15 protein-coding genes are annotated in these 23206 nt (G+C 61.9%); 13 read left to right on the top strand and 2 right to left on the bottom strand.

Annotation, left to right across the window (positions count from 1 at the left end):
- Positions 1-3 precede the first annotated feature (3 nt).
- The 13 genes from fliD to QU667_RS09880 all read left to right on the top strand — a co-directional run bounded on the left by fliD (position 4) and on the right by QU667_RS09880 (position 21144).
- Positions 4-1638, top strand: coding sequence for a flagellar filament capping protein FliD (gene fliD / locus QU667_RS09940; RefSeq protein WP_304987019.1), 1635 nt, complete (start codon positions 4-6; stop codon positions 1636-1638).
- A gap of 18 nt (positions 1639-1656) precedes the next feature.
- Positions 1657-2073, top strand: a complete 417-nt coding sequence (gene fliS, locus QU667_RS09935) for a flagellar export chaperone FliS (protein WP_304987018.1) — start codon at positions 1657-1659, stop codon at positions 2071-2073.
- Positions 2063-2407, top strand: coding sequence for a flagellar protein FliT (locus QU667_RS09930; RefSeq protein ID WP_304987017.1), 345 nt, complete (start codon positions 2063-2065; stop codon positions 2405-2407). The genes fliS and QU667_RS09930 overlap by 11 nt, the downstream gene beginning before the upstream one ends.
- Before the next feature lie 256 nt (positions 2408-2663).
- Positions 2664-3989, top strand: a complete 1326-nt coding sequence (locus tag QU667_RS09925) for a flagellin N-terminal helical domain-containing protein (RefSeq protein ID WP_304987016.1) — start codon at positions 2664-2666, stop codon at positions 3987-3989.
- A 128-nt stretch (positions 3990-4117) separates the two neighbouring features.
- On the top strand, positions 4118-8032 hold the full coding sequence (locus tag QU667_RS09920) for a glycosyltransferase (RefSeq protein ID WP_304987015.1): 3915 nt from the start codon (positions 4118-4120) through the stop codon (positions 8030-8032).
- On the top strand, positions 8029-9549 hold the full coding sequence (locus QU667_RS09915) for a glycosyltransferase family 2 protein (protein WP_304987014.1): 1521 nt from the start codon (positions 8029-8031) through the stop codon (positions 9547-9549). The genes QU667_RS09920 and QU667_RS09915 overlap by 4 nt, the downstream gene beginning before the upstream one ends.
- Positions 9550-9587: 38 nt before the next feature.
- Entirely contained in the window at positions 9588-12296 is a 2709-nt protein-coding gene (locus QU667_RS09910) for an O-linked N-acetylglucosamine transferase, SPINDLY family protein (protein WP_304987013.1), read from the top strand.
- Positions 12283-13224, top strand: a complete 942-nt coding sequence (locus tag QU667_RS09905) for a tetratricopeptide repeat protein (protein WP_304987012.1) — start codon at positions 12283-12285, stop codon at positions 13222-13224. The genes QU667_RS09910 and QU667_RS09905 overlap by 14 nt, the downstream gene beginning before the upstream one ends.
- Positions 13221-15959 carry a glycosyltransferase gene (locus QU667_RS09900; RefSeq protein WP_304987011.1) on the top strand — a complete coding sequence of 913 codons (2739 nt, stop codon included), beginning with the start codon at positions 13221-13223 and terminating at the stop codon, positions 15957-15959. Before QU667_RS09905 ends, QU667_RS09900 begins: the two co-directional genes overlap by 4 nt.
- Before the next feature lie 137 nt (positions 15960-16096).
- A complete protein-coding gene (locus tag QU667_RS09895) occupies positions 16097-16297 on the top strand; it encodes a cold shock domain-containing protein (protein ID WP_304987010.1) in 201 nt (66 codons plus the stop codon).
- A 206-nt stretch (positions 16298-16503) separates the two neighbouring features.
- Positions 16504-17049 (top strand): ribosome hibernation-promoting factor, HPF/YfiA family, encoded by a 546-nt coding sequence (gene hpf, locus QU667_RS09890; protein WP_304987009.1) that lies wholly within the window; start codon positions 16504-16506, stop codon positions 17047-17049.
- Positions 17050-17169: 120 nt separating this feature from the next.
- Positions 17170-18462 carry a PepSY-associated TM helix domain-containing protein gene (locus QU667_RS09885; protein WP_304987008.1) on the top strand — a complete coding sequence of 431 codons (1293 nt, stop codon included), beginning with the start codon at positions 17170-17172 and terminating at the stop codon, positions 18460-18462.
- An 18-nt stretch (positions 18463-18480) separates the two neighbouring features.
- Positions 18481-21144 carry a cation-translocating P-type ATPase gene (locus QU667_RS09880; protein ID WP_304987007.1) on the top strand — a complete coding sequence of 888 codons (2664 nt, stop codon included), beginning with the start codon at positions 18481-18483 and terminating at the stop codon, positions 21142-21144.
- A 263-nt stretch (positions 21145-21407) separates the two neighbouring features.
- On the opposite strand, the gene QU667_RS09875 is transcribed toward QU667_RS09880, so the two are convergent.
- Both QU667_RS09875 and QU667_RS09870 read right to left on the bottom strand, forming a co-directional pair.
- Positions 21408-22301, bottom strand: coding sequence for a radical SAM protein (locus QU667_RS09875; RefSeq protein WP_304987006.1), 894 nt, complete (start codon positions 22299-22301; stop codon positions 21408-21410).
- A gap of 95 nt (positions 22302-22396) precedes the next feature.
- Positions 22397-23164: a DeoR/GlpR family DNA-binding transcription regulator gene (locus QU667_RS09870; protein WP_304987005.1), complete on the bottom strand. Its 768-nt coding sequence runs from the start codon at positions 23162-23164 to the stop codon at positions 22397-22399.
- Positions 23165-23206 lie beyond the last annotated feature (42 nt).

Here is a 23206-nt window from a genome sequence, read left to right as displayed (position 1 = left end):
ACTATGTCAGGAGCAAAAGGAATCTACGGGCTTTCCGGCTCGGGGCTCGACGTCGAGTCGCTGGTCAAGGTCGGAATGATCTCGCAGCAGAAAAAATACGATCGCATTTATAAGAAGGAAGTCGAGACGGAGTGGCGCAAAGAAGCATATGCGAACGTCTATGACAAGGTCAACACGTTCAAGAGCCGGATGTCGGACTACCGTCTGAGCTCGACGACGAATCCGATGACGACAACGAGCACGAATGCCGACGCGGTCACGGCGGCGGCGGATGCGACGGCGGGCGTGATGACCCACAACGTCGAGGTCACGCAGGCGGCATCGAACGCCTATCTGATGACGGCGGCGGGACAGAAGATCGCACGCAATAATACAGGCGCACAGACGAGCGTCATGCTCAAGGACGTGGCGTTCGGCGGCACGATGCCCCCAGGTATGTCCCCCGGGGATACGGCGCTCAAGTTCAAGATCTCGAACGGCACGGGCAGCGCCGAGGTTTCCTTTACGGCGGAGGAGGTCTTTACGAAGAACCTCACGCTCAACGATCTGGCGAACCGCATCAACAACGCGCGCTTTACCGGATCGGACGGCAAGAAAACATCGCTCGACATCCGTGCGAACTATGACTCCGTCTCGGACGGATTCTCCCTCGTCAACAGCAAGACGGGCGACTCGAACAAGATCGATCTGTCCGTCAAGACCACGGATCCGTCGGCGGCACGCACGGCGGATCTGCTGAACAATCTGAAGCTCGGACGGGTCGCGGGCGGCAGCATCGGTCCCGCTGCGACCATGACGACCTCCGGCACAACCTCCTCGCTCACGGCGGCGGGGACGAACGCCACGGTCAAGATCGACGGCCGTACCTACAGCAACCTGCAGGAGAACAAGCTGAAGGTGAACGGTGTCGCCTATACATTTAAGAAGGCGACGACGGGCACGGCTCAGATCAACGTCGCGCAGGATCAGGACAAACTCGTCGAGAACGTCAAGAAGTTCGTCGAGGAGTACAACGCGCTCCTCGACGATCTCAACAAGCAGTACGGCGACAAGGGGCACAAGGACTACGGCCCACTGACGAAATCGCAGGAAGACGGCATGACGAAGGAGCAGGTCGAGAAGTGGAACGCGAAGGCAAAGCAGGGGCTGCTCTACCGCGACTCCTTCCTGCGCTCCATCGTCGGCGACCTGCGCGATGTGGCAATCAACCGCGTGGAGTCCGTGCCGGGACGCTACAGCACGCTCTCGTCCATCGGCATCACGGTCAGGGATCAGTCGGGACATCTGCAGATCGACGAGACGAAGCTGAAGAACGCGATCGCAGCGGAACCCGATGCCGTCAACCGTCTTATCTCTCACAGCGATGAGAACGACGACTACGGCAAAAGCGGCATCGCCTCGCGCCTGTTCAACAAGCTCGGCGGACGGCTCAAGGAACTGGAGCGGCACTCCGGCGTCGCCTCGGACAAGACCGACCGCAGCGAACTCGGCAAGCTCATCCAGAACTATGAGAAGCAGATGAGCGACTTCAAGAAGATCATGTCGTCGTTCGAGAGCAAACTCTACAAGAAATACAATGCGATGGAGGAAGCGATCGCGCGTCTATCGACGCAGTTCAGCTTCTTCAGCGGACAGTGATACAGGGAGGAATCCCCTATGGTAAACAGTGCTGCGGAGGCGTATAAGAGGCAGCAGATCATGACGGCGACCCCGGAGGCGCTGACCCTCATGCTCTACAACGGCTGCCTCAAGTTCATCAAGGAGGGGGTCGAATACCTCGCGGAGAAGAACTACGAGGCATCGAACATCTCGCTTCAAAAGGCGCAGAACATCATCTCCGAGTTCCGCATCACCCTCAACATGGACTACGAGATCTCACATCAACTCATGCCGCTCTACAACTATGCGTACGATCGGCTGGTCGAGGGCAACATGAAGAGCAGCCCCGAGATCATCCGGGAGGCGACTGACATCATGACCGAGCTCCGCGATGCGTGGGCGCAGGCGATGAAGAAGGCACGCGAGGAAAAAGGGGCGCAGGGCATGGAAGGGAGCGGCGTCTATGCCGGATGAGAGCTATGCAGCGGCACGCGCCCTCTGGGAGAAGTACCGTATGCTCACGCACGAGATGATGAAATTCGTGGATGCGGATGAGATCGACACCTTCATTGATCTCGTCGATCAGCGCGAACGGATCGTAACTCTCCTGCGGGCGCTCCCCGCCGATCCCTATCGGGGCGGCGCGGAGTGGTCGGCACTGGAGGCGGAGCTGACACCGCTTGAGATGCAGATCCAATACAAGGCGCGCGCGTGGCTGAACCGCTCGCGCCGGCAGAACGCCGCCGTACACAGCTATGACCTCGCGGGGGCGAGTCCGCTTGGCTCGCATCTGAACCGCAGGTACTGAGCGAGGGGCGGAAATCGCTTGACAAACGGTGCAAAAAAAAGTAAAATATTTGCAGTCAATTACTTAAGTATGTCCTCTGCATGACGATATACTTTATGTAAGGCGATAATAAGCAAGCGGGGCGGCTGCCATGGACGGCTAGCTAGCAGCCGGTCAGGATAGACGCGTCACTTGCCTATTATACAGCGGGCACGGATGTCCGCACATACATTCAACTTCCGGAAGAACCGGAACCACACCAGGGAGGAATTTACACATGGCAATGGTAGTTAAGAACAACATGCCGGCGGTCAACACGCTCAACATCCTGAACAAGAACCAGTCGGCACTCAGCAAGAGCCTCCAGAAGGTCTCCTCGGGCATGAAGATCAACAGCGCGGGCGACGATGCGTCCGGGTATGCGATCTCCGAGCGTATGCGCGTCCAGATCCGTTCGCTCGATCAGGACAACCAGAACACGCAGAACGGCAACAGCATGATGCGCACCGCTGAGGGCGCTGTCTCCAGCACGGTCGAGATCCTCAAGACCCTCAAGGAGAAGGCGATCAACGCAGCGAACGACACGAACACGGATGAGGATCGCCGCACGATCCAGAAAGAGATCAACCAGATGGTTGACCAGATCGACGACAACGCGCTTGCAACGTACAACGGCAAGTACCTCGTCGACGGCTCGCGCAACAGCGAGGGTACGGCGACCTGCACGGCGCTGACGAACACGGCGCTGAGCACGTCCTCCGCGTGGGGTTCTGCTCTGACGCAGCTCAAGAGCCGCACGGATGAGAGCCTCAACATCCAGGCAACGGACAACGTCACGGTGTCCTATGTCCGTGAGGGCAGAACCTACTCGACGACGATCAAGGTTGGCACCAATTCGCTCTCTGAAATCCTCGGGAATGTAGCATTCAACGGGACGGAGTCGGTAAAGGGCACGGATCTCGTCAAGACCACGCAGAACTCGTCGACGGTCGGCCTTGACAAGGCGGGCAACACGGTCTACACAGCGGACAACAAGACGGCGCTCACGCTCACCGCTGCAGACTCCGGGACGACTGCGCAGATCTCGTCCTTCACGATCTCGATCACGGACAACACGGGCGCGATCCGCAAGACGGCGAACACGGCGCTTGACGCGTTCAACGAGCGCATCCGCGCAGAGAACAAGTCCACTGACAACTCCCTCGTCCTCCAGACGGGTGTCAAGGCGAACCAGGCGATCAAGGTCAGCATGACGGATATGCGTTCCCTCGCCCTCGGCATCAAGGGCACGGACGGTCAGGTTCTCAGCGTTCAGACGCAGGAGAAGGCAAACGCTGCGATCAACACGCTTGAGACGGCGCTCCAGAAGGCGCTCGACGAGCAGGCGAACATCGGTGCAATCCAGGCTCGTCTGAACTACACCAGCTCCAACCTCACGACGCAGTCCGAGAACGTGCAGAACTCCGAGTCCACGATCCGCGACTCCGACATGGCGAAGGAAATGACGAACTACACGAAGAACAACGTGCTGCTCCAGGCTGCGCAGTCCATGCTCGCGCAGGCGAACCAGAACAGCTCCGCTGTCCTCTCGCTCCTCCAGTAATTCGCTTCGGCAGTTACGAACGGACGATAAGAACCTCTCCCCTCATGGGGAGGGGTTCTTTTTCTTTGCGAAAACGCCCGTAATCGCGTATAATGAACAGATACCACTGTGCAGAAAGGATGTGTCGGATGAAGATCTCCGCCTGTTGGATTGTCAAGGATGAGGCAGAGGAGCTGTGCCGTTCGCTTGCGTCCACCGCACCGGCGGCGGACGAGCGGATCGTCGTCTCGACGGCGGGGGCGCCCGCTGTCGCGGCGGCAGCCGCAGCGTATCATGCGGATCTCTACGATGTCGTGTGGCAGGATGATTTCTCCATGGCACGGAATGAGGCACTGCGCCATGCGACGGGGGACTATGTGATATTCCTTGATGCGGACGAGTATTTCTTCCATCCGGAGGAGGTGCGGGCGGGCATTGCGGACACGCTGCGAATGACACCCGATGCGGATGTTCTGATGATTTTGCTTTGCAGTTTTCTGACGGCGGAGGATCGGACGGATGCCGTCTATGAGCGCAGCCCGCGGATCTTTCGGCGGGTCGGGATGCACTATGCGGGTCCGATTCATGAGCAGATCGTTCGGGACGACGGGAAGGAGCACGTTCTCGCCTATGCGGATGCGCGTCTCGACGCAGGGCATACGGGCTATCGCAAGGAGCGCGGGCCGGAGAAGATCCGCCGCAACATTGCCCTGTTGGAACGCGATGCAGAGCTGCACGGCAGGACGGCAAGCCATGCCTTCTACCTTGCGGACTGCTATTTTGGGAAAAAGGACTATGCGCGTGCCCTCGCGCTCTCGAAGGAGGCTCTCTACAGCGATCATCGCTTCATCGGGAATGAGAGCAGGATCTATCATCAGATGATCGAGTCCATGCGTGCGCTCCACTATCCTGATGAGGAGATGCTGACACTTGCGGAGGAGGCGCTTGCGCGGTTTCCGCATCTGCCCGATTTCCATGCACAGCGCGGGATGATTCTCTGCGGGCTTGGGCGTTATGCGGAGGCGGCGGAGAACCTTGCGGCGGCGTTGGATCGCTATGCGGCGGGCGGAGCGCACGGTGCGGACGCCTCGTTTTTCAACGATGCGGTTGCAGGGCGCGTTGCGGCGCGTCTTGCGCAGATCCACGAACACATGAATATACAGGCGGAATCGCGGGCGCAGTCCTGCGGAGGGGAGAGAGATACGGTGCGGGACGATGGGCTTCGGATTACGGCGTGCTATATTGTCCGCGATGATGCGGAACATCTGAGGAAGTCCATGGAGAGTCTGTGCGATGCGGTGGATGAACGGATTGTCGTTGATACGGGCTCGGCGGACGGCTCGGCGGCGGTGGCGGCGTCCATGGGGGCGGCGGTTTATCACGTCCCATGGCAGGACGACTTTGCCGCCGCACGCAATGCGGCGCTCGCCCGTGTCACGGGAGATTGGGTCGTATTTGTCGATGCGGATGAATACTTCTCGGCAGAAACGCGTGCGCATCTGCGTGCGGTCATTGCCGAGGCGGACGCGGGGGCGGCGGATGTGCTGCTCCTCCCGTGGCATAACATTGATGAGGAGACGGGCGCGGTGCTGCTCGATTCGTATGCGCCGCGCATCTTTCGGGCGCAGAGGGGGCTGCGCTATGTGGGGCGGATTCACGAGGAGCTGCGGACGGCGGACGGTGCTGTGCCGTCCGCCTGCCGGGTCGATCCGGCGCTTCTGACGCTCGTGCATACGGGCTACTCGGCGGCGCTGACCCGCGCCAAGGGGGAGCGCAACCTGCGCCTCCTGTTGGCGGAGATGGATTCCACGGATGCGCCCGAACGCTGCTGGCGGTATCTCGCGGAGACGTATGACAATCTCGGCGACGCGGCGATGGCGGAGCGTTATGCGCTCCTCGATGTCGGACGCGGACGGCAGCCGGTCGTCTATGCGAGCTGTTCGTATCGCATTCTGCTGCGTCTTTACGCAGCGCATCCCGCGCTGCGGGACAAGCGTCTCTCACTTGCGCGGGCGGCGGCGGAGGCGTTTCCCGAGCTGCCCGAGATGCACGCGGAATATGCGGAGGCGCTTGCCGCCTGCCATCGGTATGGGGAGGCGTGCGCGGCGGCGGAGCGTGCCATGGCGGCAGGCGCACAGACGGGGCTGGAGCCGTGCTCGTTTTCCGAGGAGATGCGTGCGCAGCTGCGCGGGCGCACAGAACTCTGGCAGCGGATCGCGGCGCGGGCGGCGGCTCTGCGGATCACGGCGGCGGTCTTTGTGCGCGATGATCGGCGGGATCTGGGGACATGGCTGGACAATGCCGCCTCTTATGCCGACGAGCGCGTTGTCGTCGATACGGGTTCGCGGGACGGCTCGCGGGAACTGGCGGAGGCGGCAGGGGCGCGGGTGTCGGATTTCGCGTGGCGGGACGATTTCGCCGCCGCCCGCAATGCCGCGCTTGCCATCGCGACGGGCGACTGGGCGGCGGTTCCGGATGCGGATGAGTCCTTTTTCGATCCGACGGAGGTGCGCGGCTATCTGGCGATGGTGGATGTGACGATGCCCCATGTGGATGCGGTGCTGCTGCCGATTGTCCACATCGACGAGGATGCGGGCGGTAGGGAACTGGGGCGTGCGCCGCACATCCGCCTCCTGCGCATGGGGCGCGGGCTGTTCTACACGGGACGGGTGCATGAGGCGCTGCGGAAGGAGGGCGGGGTGCCGACGGTCTCTCATGAGCCGGTCGCGCTCCCGATCCGCCATGTCGGCTATTCGGCGGGGCGCATCCGTGCCAAGCACGAGCGCAATCTCGCGCTGATGGAGCGGCATCTTGCAGAGGAGGGGCTGCAGCCGGGGGACTGCCGCTATCTCGCGGATACCTATTACGGGCTTGGGAAATATGCCTCGGCTCTCGTCTATGCGCGTGCGGCACTGGAGGAAACGGTCACGTCCATCGGCGGGCAGAGCCATCTCCATCACCTGCTGCTCGACGCGATGGAGAAGGAGTGTGTGCCGCTTGCGGCGCAGGTTGCGGCGGCGCGGGCGGCGTGCTGCGCGTTTCCCGCGCTCCCCGATTTCCACGGTCGTCTCGGGCTACTGCTGGCGGCGGCAGGGGAGGAGGCGGATGCGCTTGCATCGCTGACACGTGCGGTCACGCTGTCGGAACGCCCTGCCGATGCGGGCGGGGAGGCGAGTGACTTCGCCGCATGGGAAGGCGAGGTACAGGCGGCGCGGGCGCGTCTGCTGTTGGCGGCGGGCGACAGGTCTGCGGCGGAGGCGGCGTGTGCGTGCGCCCTCGCCTCCGATACGGCGCGGGAGGAGGCGCTCGATGTCTATGCGGAGCTGCACGCGGCGGATGCTCCTGCACAGCTGCTCGATGCGCTCTGTGAGCGCTGCGGCACGGATGCGGCGGCGCTCTCCTACCTCGCGCGGTTTGCGGACAGCTATGGCAGATGTGCGCTGGCGGAGCAGGCGCGTGCCGTATGTTCCCGCATGACGGGAACGGCGATCCCTGCGCCCGAGATCTACGCGCGTCTGCGGGATGTGCCGCCGACTGAGGCGGGGCAGCTGCTCGTGGCGGAAATGGCGGGTCATGTGCGTGCGATGCCCGAAATCCTGCTGTGTCTGGAACGTACGCACGATATAGGGGGCATGGCGCTCTATCATCGTCTGCGCGGTCTGCTCCCAAAGAGTATGCGCGATTTCTGGCGGCACTGGGACGAACCGGATGCGGTGGAGCTTCCCCGCACGCGGGAGGGATATGATCTCGTGCGCGAGGCGTTTATCCATTATGCGGACGCGGCGCAGACGGAGCGGTTTCTGCGTGCGGCGGCGGGCTACGGCGCGGCGGTCGTGCGTGCGGCGGCGGAGGCGTTCGCGGCGGCGGAGCGCAGTGAGGGGATGCTCCGCGCGTGGGCGCTTGTCATGGAGATGGAGGGGGAGAGCGCGGAGGCGCTTTCTGCGATGGCGCTTGCCTCCCTGCGCCTCGGGGGGCGGACGGAGGCAGAGGGGTATCTCGAACGGGCGCTTGCCCTCGATGGGGCGCACCGCAGGTCAAGGGAACTGATGGAGCTGATACGATGAAGATTTCGGCGTGTGTCATCACGAAGAATGAGGCGGAAAATCTGCCGCGCTGGCTCGCCTCCATGCGCGTCTTTGCCGATGAGATGATCGTGGTCGATACGGGCTCGACGGATGCGACGGTGGAGATCGCGCGTGCGGGCGGGGCGCAGGTATTTCACTTCGACTGGATCAACGATTTTGCGGCGGCGAAGAATTTCGCGCTCGATCGGGCGTCGGGGGACTGGGTGGTCTTTCCCGATGCGGATGAGTATTTTACGGAGGAGTCCGCGCCGCGTGTGCGTCCCCTGATCGAGGAGTACCGTCAAAAAAAGAACTTTGACGGCTTTATTGTCCACCTCGTCAACATCGACATGGATACGGGGGCGCTGCTCGGAACGACGGCAGAGGTGCAGCGGATCTTCCGCCGCGCACCGCACATCCGCTTTGTGGGCAGCATTCACGAGTATGTGAAAAATCTGAGCGGCGATGCGGGGCGCGAGATGGTGTCGGCACCGGGGCTCGTGCTCTATCATACGGGATACTCGCCGCGCATCATCCGGGGGAAGGCGCGGCGCGACCTCGATCTCCTGTTGGCACGCCGCGCACGCGGGGAGTTCCGGACACTCGACGAGTATCATCTGATGGACTGTTACTATACGCTTGAGGACTATCCGCAGGCGGCACACTACGCACAGCTCGCGCGGGACAGCAGCGATCAGCCGATCGGCTCGGAGGATCGCACGCACGCCGTTCTCCTCCAGTCGCTGATCCTGATGAAGGCGGGGGATGCGGCGATCTGTGCGGCATACGGGAAGGCGCGGGCGGCGTTCCCGAAAAAGGCGGTTTTTCCGCTGATCTACGGAATGTATGCGTGGGAGGCGGGGTATTTTGCCGCTGCGTGCAGGGCATTTCGTACCGGATTGGATCTCCATGAGGAGTACGGCCGTGCGGGGGATTACGCCGGCATTCTCGCGCCGACCGCCTACGCGCATCTCGGGGAGGCGGCGGCTCTGCGCGGGGAAACGGAGGAGGCGCTGCGCCTGTATGGATGCGCTCTGTCCATGGCTCCCCGTTCGACCATGGTTCTCCGCCGCCTCATCCGTCTGCTGCACGATCTCCATGTGGACGAGGCGACGGTGGTCGAAACGCTGAACGGGTTCTTCGACCCGAAGGAGGATGCGGCGCTTCTTGCCGTCATGCTCGCGGAGGAGTTTCCGCGTGCGAGCCTTTACTATGAACGCAGGAGCACGCGGAAGTTCCCGCTGCGGCAGCGGTTTCTCCTGGTGGGGGATGCGGCGTCGGCGGCGGCATCCCTCGTTGAGGACATGGAGCGTGCGGCGGCACTGGCGGCGGCGCGGATGGCGGACTTTGCCCCCGAGAGCCAAGAGGCGCTCGCGCTCCTTCTGCCGGATGTGTGCAGGGAGCTCTCCGCCGCGCCCGAGGCACAGCGGATGCGGCGGCGCATCGGACGTCTGGCGGAGTCGCCCGAGGTGTGGGCGTCTGCACCCCTGTCCGCTAAAGCGCGTGCGGATAAATGACGATATTTGTTATAAAGCTGTAAAACAGGGGCGACGATATGAAGAAAAAAAAGACAAGGGCGCGGGCAGCCCGTGCTGCGGCGTACAGGCGCAGAAAGATCCGTCTGGGCTATCTCTCCGCAGACTTCGGGGGAGGGCGTACGCGCGATCTTCTGCCGATGTTTTTCTCCGGCTATAACGCACAGCGGTTCGAGGTCTATGCCTATCATACGGGGACGGGCGGCGATACCGAAATCTTTTCGAAGGAGGTGCCGCTGCGCGAGCTCGGGACGCTCTCTGCACAGGCGGCGGCGGAGGCGATCCGGCGGGACGGCATCGATCTCCTCGTCGATCTCTCGCTCCGCGCACCGGATGCGGCGGCACGCGCCATCATGGCACTGCGCCCCGCTCCGCACATCGTTTCGCTTGCCGCAGGCTGTCCCGCAGAGCTCGCGGCACAGCTCCCGACGGTTGCGGGGGAGCCGGTTCTTGCGCGCTGCTGTACGCCGTTTGTGCGCGTACACCGCTATACCTATCGTGCGCCGCTGCGCGATGCGGGCGTTCCTGCCGTCGGGGTCGCGGGCGCTTGTTCCGCAGAGGGGAGGGACGTGCTCATCGGGGTTCTCGCCGATGTTCTGCCGCGCCTGCCCGCCGTCCGTCTGCTGCTTCCTGCGGCGGTCGCGGCGCAGCTCGCGGAGGATGGGGTTGCACGCGTGGCAGCGGCGGGGACGGCGGCATCTGTGCTTGAGATCGTGGAGGAGCTGCCCTATGCGGAGCTGGATCTTGTGCTCGGGACGGATGTCGATTTCATGGATGTCTGCCGTGCGGCGGATCACGGCGTGCCGCTTTTGACGGCTGCGCCCTTTGTATATGACCATGCCTCTGCCTATGTCCTGACGCAGTTGGGCTGTCCTCCCGTGCACACCGTGCAGGAGATGGCGGGAGAGGTCTGCCGTCTGCTTGCGGATCCTGCGGCGCTGTCGGAGCTGCATGGCTGTCTGCATTGGCGGCTTTCCGATGTGTTCGATGCGCACACCATTCTGTTTGCCGTCGAGCGCGCCTATGACCGTCTCCTCCTGCGGGGGGACGGGCGGACGGCACAGGAGCTGACGGCGCAGATCACACGCGCGGAAGCGGCGCGGGACTGGGCGGCGGTGCTCTCTGCGGCACACGCTCTGGACGGCATGGAACGCCTCGCGCCGGAGCAGCGCATGAGCCTCGCGTGGGCGTATTTCTTTCTGGGGGAGAGGACGTATGCGGCGCGTTGGGCGCTCCTGGCGGAGGGGGTTCCCCGTGACCGTGAGGCGGCGCGTCTCTATCTGTCGGTGCTCCGTACGGAGCCGTTCGGAACGCCGCAGGAGATCTTTGCGCGGGCGCAGGAAGGACTGGCGCTCATCGCCGAGGGGCTGCCTGCCGTTCCCGAGGTGCGCGATGCACTGATCAAGGTGTGTGCGGAGTATGGGGAACTCGCCGTGGGAGGGGAGACGGCATCGGCATATGCGCGGCTGTCTGCCGACGCGGCGGACAGCGACGATCGGCGCCGCTTTTACTACGGGATCAGCCTGTTTCAGTTGAACGGGGTCGATCTTCCGGCGGCGGAGGTCTATCGGCGCAGCTGCGGATACGGGGAGCTCTTTGCCGACGTGCCGCGCTATTCCCATCGCGGGCGGCGGAACAAGGACAAGATTCGCATCGGCTACATCTCCGGGGATTTCCGCGAGCACGTCATGCAGTATTTCATCTGGCCGTTTTTTGCGGGATTTGATCGGGCGCGGTTCGAGGTCTATGTCTACAGCCTCGGCAAGGAGGATCAGTACACGGAGTTCTTTCAGACGCTGGTCACGGCATGGCGGGATCTCCGTCCGCAGCAGTGCGATATGGAGGCGATCGCGCGGGAGATCTACGCCGACGAGGTGGATATTCTCTTTGATCTCGCAGGGCATACGGCGAATTCCGGGCTTGCTGCGCTTGCATGGAAGCCCGCGCCCGTTCAGATCTCGGGGTTGGGCTACATGGCGACGACGGGGCTGCCGGCGGTGGACTACTTTGTGACGGATCATTTCTGCGACCCTGCGGCCAACGAGCAATTTTATGTGGAAAAATTGCTGCGCCTCACGAGCCAGTTCTGCTATAATGGTTATACGCATCTGCCCGCCGCACAGGGAACGCCCGCGCGCAGACGGGGTTATGTCGTGTTTGCGACGTTCAATCAGTATGTGAAGCTGCAGGATACGATGCTGTCGGCATGGCGGGAAATATTGGAACGCGTGCCGCAGTCCCGTCTGCTGCTGAAAAACAGTTCGATGGGCAAGTCCGGCTGTGCCGTGAGGCTGTGGGAACGGATGCGGCGGCTGGGCTTTGATATGAGCCGCGTCATGTTCGAGGAGGCGACGAAGGACTATATGCTCCGCTATCTGGATGTGGACATCGCGCTCGATACCTTCCCGTGGCCGGGGGGCGGGACGACCTGCGATGCGCTCTACATGGGCGTACCCGTCGTTTCCTACTATACGGAGCGGCACAGTACGCGCTTTACCTACAGTCTGCTCGCGAACATCGGGCTTGCCGAGCTTGCCTCGGAGCGGATGGAGGACTATGTGGAGACGGCGGTGGCGCTTGCGGGCAATCTTGACCTGTTGGATGCGCTGCACAGGGAACTGCGGGATCGGATGCGGGCATCGCCCGTCATGGATCAGGAGCACTATATCCGCGAGATGGAGGCGGCGTATCAGATGATATGGGAGAACTATCTCAATGAAGAAGCGTAGAGAGAGCCGCGCGGAGCGTACGCGCAGAAAGCGTACACGGCGCGAGGAAAAACGCAAGGCGAAAGGATCAAGGAACATGGCAGAGAAGACGACGGAAGCAGCGGCAAAGATCCGCGCACAGATGGAGAAGAAGGCGTATGCGGAGGTCATCAATACCTTTGCCGATATGGTCGAGCAGGGCAATCCGCCCATGGAATGCTTTGCCGATGTGGCGCGTGCCTACTTCGAGCTGGGCGACTATACGCGTGCGGCGAGCTGGGTGACGAATACGCTCACGCGCGAGCCGGACAATGTGGATGTGCGTATCCTGCTCGCGCAGATCTGCCGCCGCGAGTTGCGGTCGGAGGATGCGCTGCGCCTCTGTGAGAGCATCCTGCGCGTGTACAAGGGGACGCTCTCGTATGAGCAGCGCACGGAGATCGGTCGGATCGCAGGAGATGCGGCACGCATGGATGCTGTGCATACGCGCACAGCATATCCGCAGTTGGCGGCTCTGCTGGGGATTGCCGAGGTATCGGAGCTGTCCGTGACGACCGCCGAAGCCCCCGCTGTACCCACCGTGCCGCCCGCCGTATCCGACGCGCCTGCGGAAGCCCCCGCACGGGCGGAGGTGTCCGCGCCGCAGCAGACAGAGCTGTCCTTTGCCGCAGCACAGAAGCAGGCGGAGGAGATCCTGTCACAGGACATTCGCCCCTCTGAAAAGGTGGAGGTGTTGAACAGCTTCGCGGGAGCTGCGTACGTGGCGGGCGACCATGCGGGGGCAAAGACGCTCCTCATGGCGGCGCTGCGGCTCGATTCGGGAGATGATATGACCCTGCGGAACATGGCGCTCCTCCTGCACGATATGGGAGAAAAGGATAAGGCTCTGCAGGTGGCGGCGAAGATGCGGCGGGCGGACTTCCTGCTGCTGCGCACGCTGAAGGCATGAGTGCGCTCACGATCATCCTCGCCGGGGGCGGGGATCGGGAATATCTGCGTGAGACGGCAGAGGCAGCGGTGTCCGCTGCCTCTGCTTTGTGTGTGGAAACGGAGCTGCTCGTTCCCGCTGCGGCGGGAGAGGTGGAGCTCCTGCGGACGGAACTGCACGGGCTCACGTGCCGCGTGCTGTCCTGTGTCGGAGAATCATCAGCGGCGCAGTGGAATGTGGGGGCGGCAGCCGCCGCAGGACAGACCCTGCTCTTTTTGCGTGCGGGGGTCGTCCTCACGGCGGACGGACTGGCAAAGATGCTGGAAGTCCTTCGATCGGATGAGACGGTCGCCGCCGTCGGCCCTTTCTCCAACCGCACGGAATTCGCGTGGCAGTACATGAATGCGGAGGAGATGGCGTCGCACGGGGAGGATGCGGCTGCGTGGGTGCGCCGTCATCTGACGCAGCCGACGGACAGCCTGTTCCTTGAGGATTTTGCCCTGCTCGTGCGCCGCTCCGCCGTTCGGGCGGTGCAGGGGTTTGACGAGGCGTTCACGGGCGGCGGTGCGGATCTCGACCTCTCGTTTCGTTTCAAATACGAGGGGTTCCACCTCCTGCGCGTGCCTGTCTATTTTGCGCATCGGGGGGCGGGACACTGCGACCTCTACGATCTGGTGCGTTCCGAGGCGCGTCCGCTGCTCATGGAACGATGGGGCATCGACATCGGTCTGCCCGAGACGATCCTGCATGACACATTGGGCACGATTGCGTGGGCGCACGATCTCCCCCTCATCCGTGCGACGGCACGCACGGCACTTCTGAGGGCGCCGCTGGTCAGCATCATGATCCCGACGTACAACCGTCCGCACTACTTTCGGGAGACGCTTGCGGGGGCGCTCACACAGACCTATCCGAACATCGAGGTGATTGTCTGCGACAACTCGACGGACGACCGCACCGAGGAGCTGATGCGCTCCTATCGGGACGATGTGCGCGTGCGCTATATCCGCAACCGAGAGGCGCGGACGAAGGCGGAGAACTTTATGCCGTTCGAGCATCTGGCACAGGGTGAGTTCCTGCAATGGTGTATGGACGACGACATCCTCCTGCCGGATAAGACGACGCGGATGGTCGATGCATTCCTTTCCGAACAGGAGGTCACGCTCGTCACTTCGATACGCGGGGTCATCGACGGGGATGGCGCGTATCTCGGGCAGTGGGAGAATGCGCCGCCCATCCATGGGATGTATGTGTGCTGCGGCGGTGCGGCAGTCGGTCGCAGTACCCTCATGAACCATGATAATTTCTTGGGCGACCCTTCCGCCGTTCTCTTTCGGCGGCGGGATCTCGCGCACCACTGTTGGCGTGCGGAGGCGCGCGGCTGCCGGGTGCTCTCCGAATGTGCGATGTGGTTGGAACTCCTCGAAAAGGGGAATGCCGTTATATTCGGCAGACCGCTCAGCCTGTTCCGCATCCATGGCGGACAGGAGGGGCAGCGCCCCGAGGCGCTTGTTCGCGCCGGCATGGAGTGGCGTCATCTCATCGAGGAGTATTGGCAACGGCGTGTGTTTCTGACGGCAGAGGAGGACTATCGGGCGGCTCTTGCCAAATTGGAGAAGGACTGTAAGAACATTATCAATCCGTTGCTCTCGCAGGTATCTCCCGCACTGCGAACAAGCTACATGACCAACACGCCCTCCATTCATATTGCCGTTGTGAACCGCATTGACGGCTGTGCGCCGATGCGTCTGGATGCCCCGCTGAAGCTGCTCAACGAACGCGGTCTCATCACGCTGAGTGGGTGTGTGCAGACGGGAGATCCGGAGATGGATCTTTTCCAAGCGGCACCGCAGCATGACAGTATCCTCCTCTTGGAGCGGAAAATCATGCGGCGGATTCCCGCGATGAAACAGATGCTTTCCCGGCAAGCGGCACAGGGGAATATCATTGTGCATGAGTTCGACGATCATCCTGCGATCTTCAAGGAACTTGTGGAGAACGACTACTGCTCCTTCCGCGCCGTTTCAGCCGTGCAGGTCTCGACGCAGTATCTTGCGGACGAACTGCGGGCGTTCAACCCCTACATCTATCTCTTTGAGAATCAACTGCCGTCGCTGCCGGAGCGGCGCAGCTGCGATGTGCCCACAGACCGTGTGACGATTTTCTTCGGTGCGCTGAACCGCCGTCCGGACTGGGAGCCGCTGATGCCTGCGATCAACGAGGCGATCCGCCGTCATGGCGACCGCCTGTACTTCCGCGTGGTTTCGGATTATGGATTCTATCAGGAGCTCCAAACGGAGGCAAAGGTGTTTACGGGTGATGTGCGGGAGGTCTCTATCGTCGCCCCGTACGAGCGCTATACGGCGGAACTGCACGTCTCGGACATCGCGCTCCTGCCGCTGAACGACACAGCGTTCAACCGTGCCAAGTCCGATCTGAAGTTCATCGAGGCAGCGGGACACGGCGCGGCGGTACTCGCCGCACCGACCGTCTATGCGGCGACGGTGCGCGACGGTGAGACGGGGATGATCTATCGCAGCCCGAAGGAGTTTTCACAGAAGCTGGATCTCCTCATCAAACGTGCCGACCTGCGGCGCACGCTTGCGGAGAACGCCTATCGCTATGTGGCGGAGCACCGTCTGCTCGAACAGCATTTGGACGAGCGCATCGCCGCCTATCGCGAGATGTTTGCACGGCGCGAGGAACTTGAGCGTGCGCGTTTCCGACGGGTTGAGAAGTTTTTCCCGCAGGGCTGACAAATGTTTTCCGATCGTTTGAGAATCGCCCATTGACAGTCCTGTACACGGCTCTTATAATAAGAGAAAGCATCTATGCAAAACTGGGGGAGTGCCTGTTTGTGAGCAGGTTTCTCTGCCGTGAAAGGAGAGCCGATATGACGGGCAAAGTGAAATGGTTCAGCGCGGACAAGGGATATGGATTCATCTCCCGTGCGGACGGCGACGACGTATTCGTTCATTTTTCCTCGATCCGTGGCGAGGGCTACAAGACCCTCAGCGAGGGGCAGGAAGTCGAATTCGACATCGTCGAGGGCGCGCGCGGTCCGCAGGCGGACAACGTGGTCAAAAAGGAATAACCGCAAAGAGTTGAAAAGCCCGGCTTACACAGCGGGCTTTTTCATTTGCACAATTCCATAGGAGCTCGTCAGTTCGGAATATAAAAAATCAGAATTTAGGGAAAGTACAATTCTTTTGCAGGTTTTTCTTTGTCCGTGTCGAAATACATAGGCAAAGGGGGAGCGGAGAGAATGACGCTCCTGTGAATAGAAAGGGGCTGTGTTTCATGGCTGTATTCACGATTCGGGGAAAGAATGTCGAGGTCACACCGGCGCTGCGCGACTATGTGGAGAAGCGGGTCGGCAAGATTACGAAGTATTTTGAAAACGTCGGGGACATCTCGGTGCTGCTCTCGGTGGAGGGGAAGCGGCACAAGGTCGAGGTGACTGCGCCGATTGTGCGCGGCGTGCTGCTGCGCGGCGAGGAGCGCTCCGAGGATATGTACAGCTCCATTGATCTCGTGATCGAGAAGTTGGAACGCCAGATCCGCAAGCAGAAAACGAAGCTGGAGCGGCGTTTCCGTCACGGCGGGTTCAAGGCAGAGGCGGTCGAGACGTTTGCCCAGCCCGTGCCGGAGGAGGATGATGTATTCCCCGTCGTCAAGACGAAACGGTTCAGCTTGCAGCCGATGGATGTGCAGGAGGCGATCATGCAGATGAATCTGCTGAACCACCGATTCTTCGTGTTTCGCAATGCGGAGACGGAGGAGGTCAACGTGGTTTACGGTCGAAACGATGGAAAGTATGCTCTGATCGAGGTCGAAGAGGGCTGATTGAGGAGATTGGGGGACGGTTGCGCCGGGGAGCGCGGCCGTCCTCTTTTTTCCCCAATTCCATTCGTTTTATGTTATGATAGGGGACGGTAACATTTGTGTATGGAATCGGGGAAAATCATGCGAAAAATCTATCTCATTCATCAGTGGGTGAGCCTTGCTTGCGCACTCTTTTTGCTGCTGCTGACGCTGACGGGGCTGCCGCTGCTCTTTCGCGGGGAGATCAACGCGTGGAACACGGTGAATCTGCCGCCGCGCGGGGAACCCATGGCACTGCGTGGGATCTGGGCGGGTCTGCCCGAGGGGACGGCGGCGGTGACGCAGGCGTTCCCGACGAAGGAGATTCTGGCGGTCACACCGGACGGGGAGGATGGGACGCTGTACTTCCGCGTCAAGGAGCGCGGCGGGAAGGCAGGGCGCTCCCATATGCGCATGGGCGGCGAGCAAATCATGTACGATGTGCGTACAGGTACGCTCTTTAACCGGCAGGAGCGCGTCTACCGCTCCGAGGCGGTGCAGGAGTTCATGCACACGATGCACATTCTGCACGTCCGTCTGGGGATGGAGGAGGGCGGCCGCGACTTTCTCGCCGCGATGTGCGTGCTCTCCGTGATCTCCATTGTGAGCGGTGTCTATCTCTACCTGCCGATGATGAAAACGCTCGCCTTCGGCACACGGCGGCGGCGAAGCAGCCGCCTGTTCCGGTCGGACTGGCACAAGCTCACGTCGGTCTTTGCGGGCACGTGGGCAACTCTCATGTGCGTGAGCGGTATCTTTATCGTCCTCTACTCCATTGGTATGCGGGACTATCAGCGCACGGCGCAGGGGCTTGCGGCAGAGCATTTTGCCGTTCAGGAACAGCGTGCGGCATTGCTTCCGCCGGAGGAAGCATTGGCGCGGATACAGGAAGCATTTCCTGCAAAGGACGTTATTTCGATGCGTCTGCCCACGGCGGAGAGTGCGCTCTATGTGTTTCAGATCGCAGAGCCGACGGTACGCGCGACGGATTTTGCACTGGGGACGCAGGTCTATCTCGCAGCGGGTGGCGGGGAGCCGCTTCCTGTACCCGTGCCCGCATGGCTGCAGGTGGCGCCGTTCTTTTTGAATCTGCACATCCACAACCATGAGATGATGGCGGAAAAGCTCTTTTGGGCGCTGCTCATCCTCATGACGGCGGCGATGATCGTCACGGGGATTGCACTCTGGCTGACGCGCTGGCAGAGGCGCATCTCCAAGGCGGTGGAGGCGGCGCAGCGCAGACGTACCAATGCCGCATGGGAGGAGCCCGTGCGCATCGCCGTGCTGACCTTGATCGTGTTGACTGCGCCGATGTACGGCAGTCTCGGGGATGGGATCGCCCTCGCCGTCAGCGCCTATCTCATCTATTACTTTGTGCGTGCGGTGCGCGGTTGAGGGGAAAGGGGAGCGTTCTTGAAATTTACGGGACTGACATCGGCACAGGCGGAGGAATCACGCGCGAAATACGGCGCGAACGCCATTCCGGAGCCGGCGTGGACGACGTTCGGACAGGCGTTTCTGGCGACGTTCCGCGATCCGATGATCCGTATCCTGCTCGTGATGGTTGCGCTCATGATCGCGATGTACTTTGCGGGTCACGCGGAGATCTATGAGCCGGTGGGGACGATCGTGACCGTTATCATCGTCGCGACGGTGACGGCGCGGACGAATGTTGCGAGCGATACGGAGTATCGCGCCCTGCGTGCGCGTACGGCAAAGGATACGGCGAAGGTCTGCCGTGACGGCGGGCTTCTCGTTCTGCCTGTGGATGAGATCGTGGTCGGCGACCATGTCATTTTGCAGGGCGGCAACAAGATTCCCGCCGACGGTATGCTGATCGCGGGGGAACTGCGCGTGAGCAATGCGGCACTCAACGGGGAGACGGAGGAGTGCCCGAAGACACCCGCAGACAGTCACTATGTATTCCCCGCCGAGATCACAGGCGATACCTTCGTGGGCGATGCGACACTCTTTCGCGGGAGCGTGGTCTTTGACGGCGAGGGCGTGATGGAGGTGCGCCGCGTCGGCGTGCGGACGATGATGGGGCGGATGGCGGCGGAGATGCAGGTGCGCGAGCCGGCATCCCCCTTGCAGGTGAAGCTCGCGAAGCTCGCTGATCAGATCTCGGCGTTCGGCTACATCTCGGGGATTGTCATTATATCGCTCTACATGATGTTCTTTGCCATCGGCGCGGGCGGCATGGAGGCGTATGTCGCGCTCGGGTGGAGCCACATCCTCGTGGACGCGATTCAGGCGGTCTCACTCGCGATCCTCATCATCGTCTGTGCCGTGCCCGAGGGGCTGCCGCTCATGATCTCGCTCGTGCTGATGCAGAATACGAGCCGGATGCTCGCACGCGGCGTGCTCGTGCGCCGCGCGGTCGGCATCGAGACAGCGGGCTCGCTGAACATCCTCTTCAGTGACAAGACGGGGACGATTACGGGCGGCCGGCTGGCGGTGGTGGACTTCTTTACGGCGGACGGTCAGGTGGTTGCGCCGGAGGAGCATCCCGTTCTTCACGAAAAGCTGAAGCTTGCCATCGGCAGGAACTCCGCCACCATGTATGACGATACGGGCGCGGTCATCGGCGGCAATCCGACCGATCAGGCGGTCATGCGCTTCCTCGGCGCACAGACGTATTGCGCCATGCAGGAGAATGAAGCCTGCCGCGTCGGCAAGCGGCAGACCTTTAACTCGACGAACAAATTCAGTCAGGCGGAGCTGTCCGTACGCGGCACGGTGGTCTACAAGGGTACGCCCGAGGCACTGCTCGCGCGTGCAGCGTATGCGCTCCGTGCGGACGGCACCGTTGTCCCGTTCGATGCGGCGGCGCTGAACGAAAGGATCAACGCCTATGCGGAGCGGGCGATGCGCGTGCTCGCATTCGGATACTCCAAGCAGCCCTTTCGGAAAAATGAGATCAACGCCGATGTGGTTCTCATCGGGTTTGCCGCGATCCGTGACGATGTGCGCCCCGAGGCACGCGAGGCGATTGCGGAGGTGCTGGCGGCGGGCGTGCAGGTCGTCATGGTGACGGGCGACCGCCGCGAGACTGCTGTTGCGATTGCCCGCGATGCGGGGCTGCTGCGTGCGGACGGCGAGCTCGTGCTCACGAGCAGCGACCTCGCACAGATGCGGGACGAGGAGGTACAGCGCATCCTGCCGCAGCTGCGCGTCATCGCGCGTGCGCTGCCGACGGACAAGTCGCGCATCGTGCGCCTCGCGCAGAAGATGAACCTCGTCGTCGGCATGACGGGCGACGGCGTGAACGACTCGCCCGCGCTGCGCCGTGCGGATGTCGGCTTTGCGATGGGCAGCGGCACAGAGGCGGCGCGGGACGCGGGGGACATCGTTATCCTCGACGATAATTTCCGCTCCATCAAGGATGCGATTCTCTACGGGCGCACGATCTACAACAACATCTTGAAATTCTGCCGCTTCCAGCTCGTTATCAACATCGCGGCGGTCGTTGTGAGCGCCACTGCGCCGTTCTTCGGCATCATCGAGCCGCTGCGCGTGACGCATCTCCTCTTTATCAACCTCGTCATGGACAGCCTCGGCGCGATCATGCTCGGCAACGAGCCGGCGCACGAGAGTTATATGCGCGAGAAGCCGCGCCGCCGCGACGCGGGGCTCATCAGCCCAGCGATGAGCGTGCAGATTGTCTGTATGGGGACGTGGCTCGTCCTCCTCAGCTTCTTCTTTCTCACCGATGCACGCATTGCCGCGTGTTTCGATGGAAAGGCGGAGCACTATACGGCGTACTTTCTGATCTTCGTCCTCGCTTCGCTCATGAACGGATTCAACGTACGTTCCACGGGCTTCGGCATCTTTCGCAGGCTTGGTGAAAATCTCGGCTTTGTCAAGGTATGGGCGATGATTGTGCTCATCATGGCGGCAATCATCAACGCGCCCTACCTCCCGCACGATGTCGGCGCATGGATCGGCGGGATGTTCAGCACAACGCCGATTCACGCGGGCGGCTGGGGGCTTGTGTTCCTCCTTGCCGCGACCATGATCCCTGCGGATCTGCTGCGAAAAGCAGTGTGGAAGGGATTTGTGCGGGCGAGAGGGTGAATCGCTCTGTGTGAGTCCCACGCGAACGCATCGTTGCGCAAGGGTTCGCACGCTTGTATGCTCAAATACCGGCGGACTTCTTAAACGCGCTTCGCTTGAACGAAAGAAATCCGCCGGGGCATACCGCGTGCTTTACCCCCTTGCTTCACTATGGTTCGCTTAGGGACATCACACCTCGCAAGCGGTGGTAGGGCGCTTTGAGGGGCTTGGGTGTAACGAGAGGGGCGAGGGTCTTGCTCCGCTGTGTCAAGACATAAAATATCTCACGCAAAATCCGGCACATACTGCGCCCCCACAGCCTCCGCCCCCTGCACATAGACGCGCTCCATCCCGAGCTCGCGCGCCGCCGCGACCACGCTCTCATACTCAAACGTTGTGAGCCGCCGATGCAGCGGCGGGAATTCGGCGGCACGGTAGAGCGGCGTATACTGCCGCATCAGACTGAGCTGCACGGCATCGCCGAACGCCGTCCACAGCCGCCGCACGAGCGCAATGCTCTCGTGGCGGTGTCCCGGCAGTACGAGATGGCGCACCAGTACGCCGCGCATGAGCTGCCCGTCTGCGGCAAACTGCACCGCTCCCACCTGCGCGACCATCGCCGCAAGGGCATCCCATGCCGCCGCCGCATAGTCGGGCGCGGCGGAGTAGAGCCGTCCGCTCTCCTCATTTGCGTATTTCAGATCGGGCAGATAGATGTCCACCGCACCCGCCAGACGTGTGATGTTCTCTACCGTCTCATAGCCGCTCGTGTTCCAGACCACAGGGAGCGTCAGCCCCTCCGCCCGTGCCTGCGTGAGCGCGGCGAGAATCTGCGGCGTGTAGTGCGTCGGGGTCACGAGATCGAGTGTCGCCGCACCCTCCCGTTGGAGCGTGAGAAAGCGGGCGGCAAGCTCCTCCGTACGCATCTCCGTGCCGCTGCCCTCATGACTGATTGCGTGATTCTGACAGTAAATGCAGCGCAGCGTACAGTGGGCGAAGAACACCGCCCCCGCGCCGTGTGCGCCGACCAGGCACGGTTCCTCCCATCGGTGCAGCATCGTCCGCGCAACGCGCACCTCCCGCCCCGCGCCGCAGAACCCGCGCACGCCCGCACGCCGATTCACACCGCATCGGCGCGGGCAGAGCGTGCAGTGCGCGAGAAGATCGTCCACATCCATTCCCCCTTTTTTGGTATTTTCGCACAAGAAAACCGAGACGGCAAGAGTCCGTCTCGGTTTTGTTCCGACCATTCCGATGAGATTGTGCTGCGCTGTTACGGCAGTACGATCTCGATGCCCAGCTCCGCCGCTGCCGCACGGATGTCCGAGGGCGGCTCCGTGTCCGTCACAAGCCCTGCGAGGGCATTGAGCGGCGTGTAGTCGTAGTTGCCGTCCGTCGACAGCTTGCGTGCCTCTGCGACGACATAGGCGCGTTTGCTGCGTGTGATGATGCGTGCCTTGTTGAGACCGTCGTCGATGTCGTAGGTGGACACGCTGTTGCCCTTGACATCCACGCCGACCGCGCCGACGAATGCGATGTCGGGCTTGAGCCTGCCGATGAAGTCCTGCGTCATGCCGCCCCAGAACCCGTCGCGTCCGCGGTTGATCTGCCCGCCGGCAAAGATCAGCTCGATGCGCGGGTTGCGTGCGAGTACGCCAAGGACATCGACCATGTTCGTCACGACCGTGAGATCACGGTCGCTCTTCATGAGCAGTTCTGCGATGGCAAGATTGCTCGTCGAAACATCCAGGAAAACCATATCCTTCTCCTGAATGAGAGAAACGGCGGCCTGTGCGATGCGGCGTTTTGCCTCAATATCCATGTGACGGTGACGGCTGACCTCGATCATGTGAACGCTCTGCGTCAGTTTCACGGCGCCGCCGTAGGTGCGCTTCAGCCGCCCCTGCCGTTCGAGCGAGCCGAGATCCTTGCGGATACAATCTTCGGTCACTTTGAATTTGGCGCTGAGCTCTTTGACCTTGACCTTACCGTCACGCTCCACCATGCGGACGATGAGCTCTTGGCGCTCCTCCAGAAACATGATATTCACTCCCTTTGCGCAGATGATAATGACAACGCTCAT

The sequence above is a fragment of the Selenomonas dianae genome (assembly GCF_030644225.1).
Taxonomy (GTDB): Bacteria; Bacillota; Negativicutes; order Selenomonadales; family Selenomonadaceae; genus Centipeda; species Centipeda dianae.
The sequence above is the reverse complement of the archived record's forward strand: the minus strand, read 5'-3'. Positions and strand labels throughout refer to the sequence as shown.

Bases quoted from the DNA above. Each gene is read 5' to 3' on its own strand.
- fliD (WP_304987019.1), top strand. From the start codon at position 4: ATGTCAGGAGCAAAAGGAATCTACGGGCTTTCCGGCTCGGGGCTCGAC.
- hpf (WP_304987009.1), top strand. From the start codon at position 16,504: ATGGCTGTATTCACGATTCGGGGAAAGAATGTCGAGGTCACACCGGCG.
- QU667_RS09905 (WP_304987012.1), top strand. From the start codon at position 12,283: ATGAAGAAGCGTAGAGAGAGCCGCGCGGAGCGTACGCGCAGAAAGCGT.
- QU667_RS09910 (WP_304987013.1), top strand. From the start codon at position 9,588: ATGAAGAAAAAAAAGACAAGGGCGCGGGCAGCCCGTGCTGCGGCGTAC.
- QU667_RS09875 (WP_304987006.1), bottom strand. From the start codon at position 22,301: ATGGATGTGGACGATCTTCTCGCGCACTGCACGCTCTGCCCGCGCCGA.
- QU667_RS09915 (WP_304987014.1), top strand. From the start codon at position 8,029: ATGAAGATTTCGGCGTGTGTCATCACGAAGAATGAGGCGGAAAATCTG.
- QU667_RS09920 (WP_304987015.1), top strand. From the start codon at position 4,118: ATGAAGATCTCCGCCTGTTGGATTGTCAAGGATGAGGCAGAGGAGCTG.
- QU667_RS09925 (WP_304987016.1), top strand. From the start codon at position 2,664: ATGGCAATGGTAGTTAAGAACAACATGCCGGCGGTCAACACGCTCAAC.
- QU667_RS09900 (WP_304987011.1), top strand. From the start codon at position 13,221: ATGAGTGCGCTCACGATCATCCTCGCCGGGGGCGGGGATCGGGAATAT.
- fliS (WP_304987018.1), top strand. From the start codon at position 1,657: ATGGTAAACAGTGCTGCGGAGGCGTATAAGAGGCAGCAGATCATGACG.
- QU667_RS09870 (WP_304987005.1), bottom strand. From the start codon at position 23,164: ATGTTTCTGGAGGAGCGCCAAGAGCTCATCGTCCGCATGGTGGAGCGT.
- QU667_RS09895 (WP_304987010.1), top strand. From the start codon at position 16,097: ATGACGGGCAAAGTGAAATGGTTCAGCGCGGACAAGGGATATGGATTC.
- QU667_RS09885 (WP_304987008.1), top strand. From the start codon at position 17,170: ATGCGAAAAATCTATCTCATTCATCAGTGGGTGAGCCTTGCTTGCGCA.
- QU667_RS09930 (WP_304987017.1), top strand. From the start codon at position 2,063: ATGCCGGATGAGAGCTATGCAGCGGCACGCGCCCTCTGGGAGAAGTAC.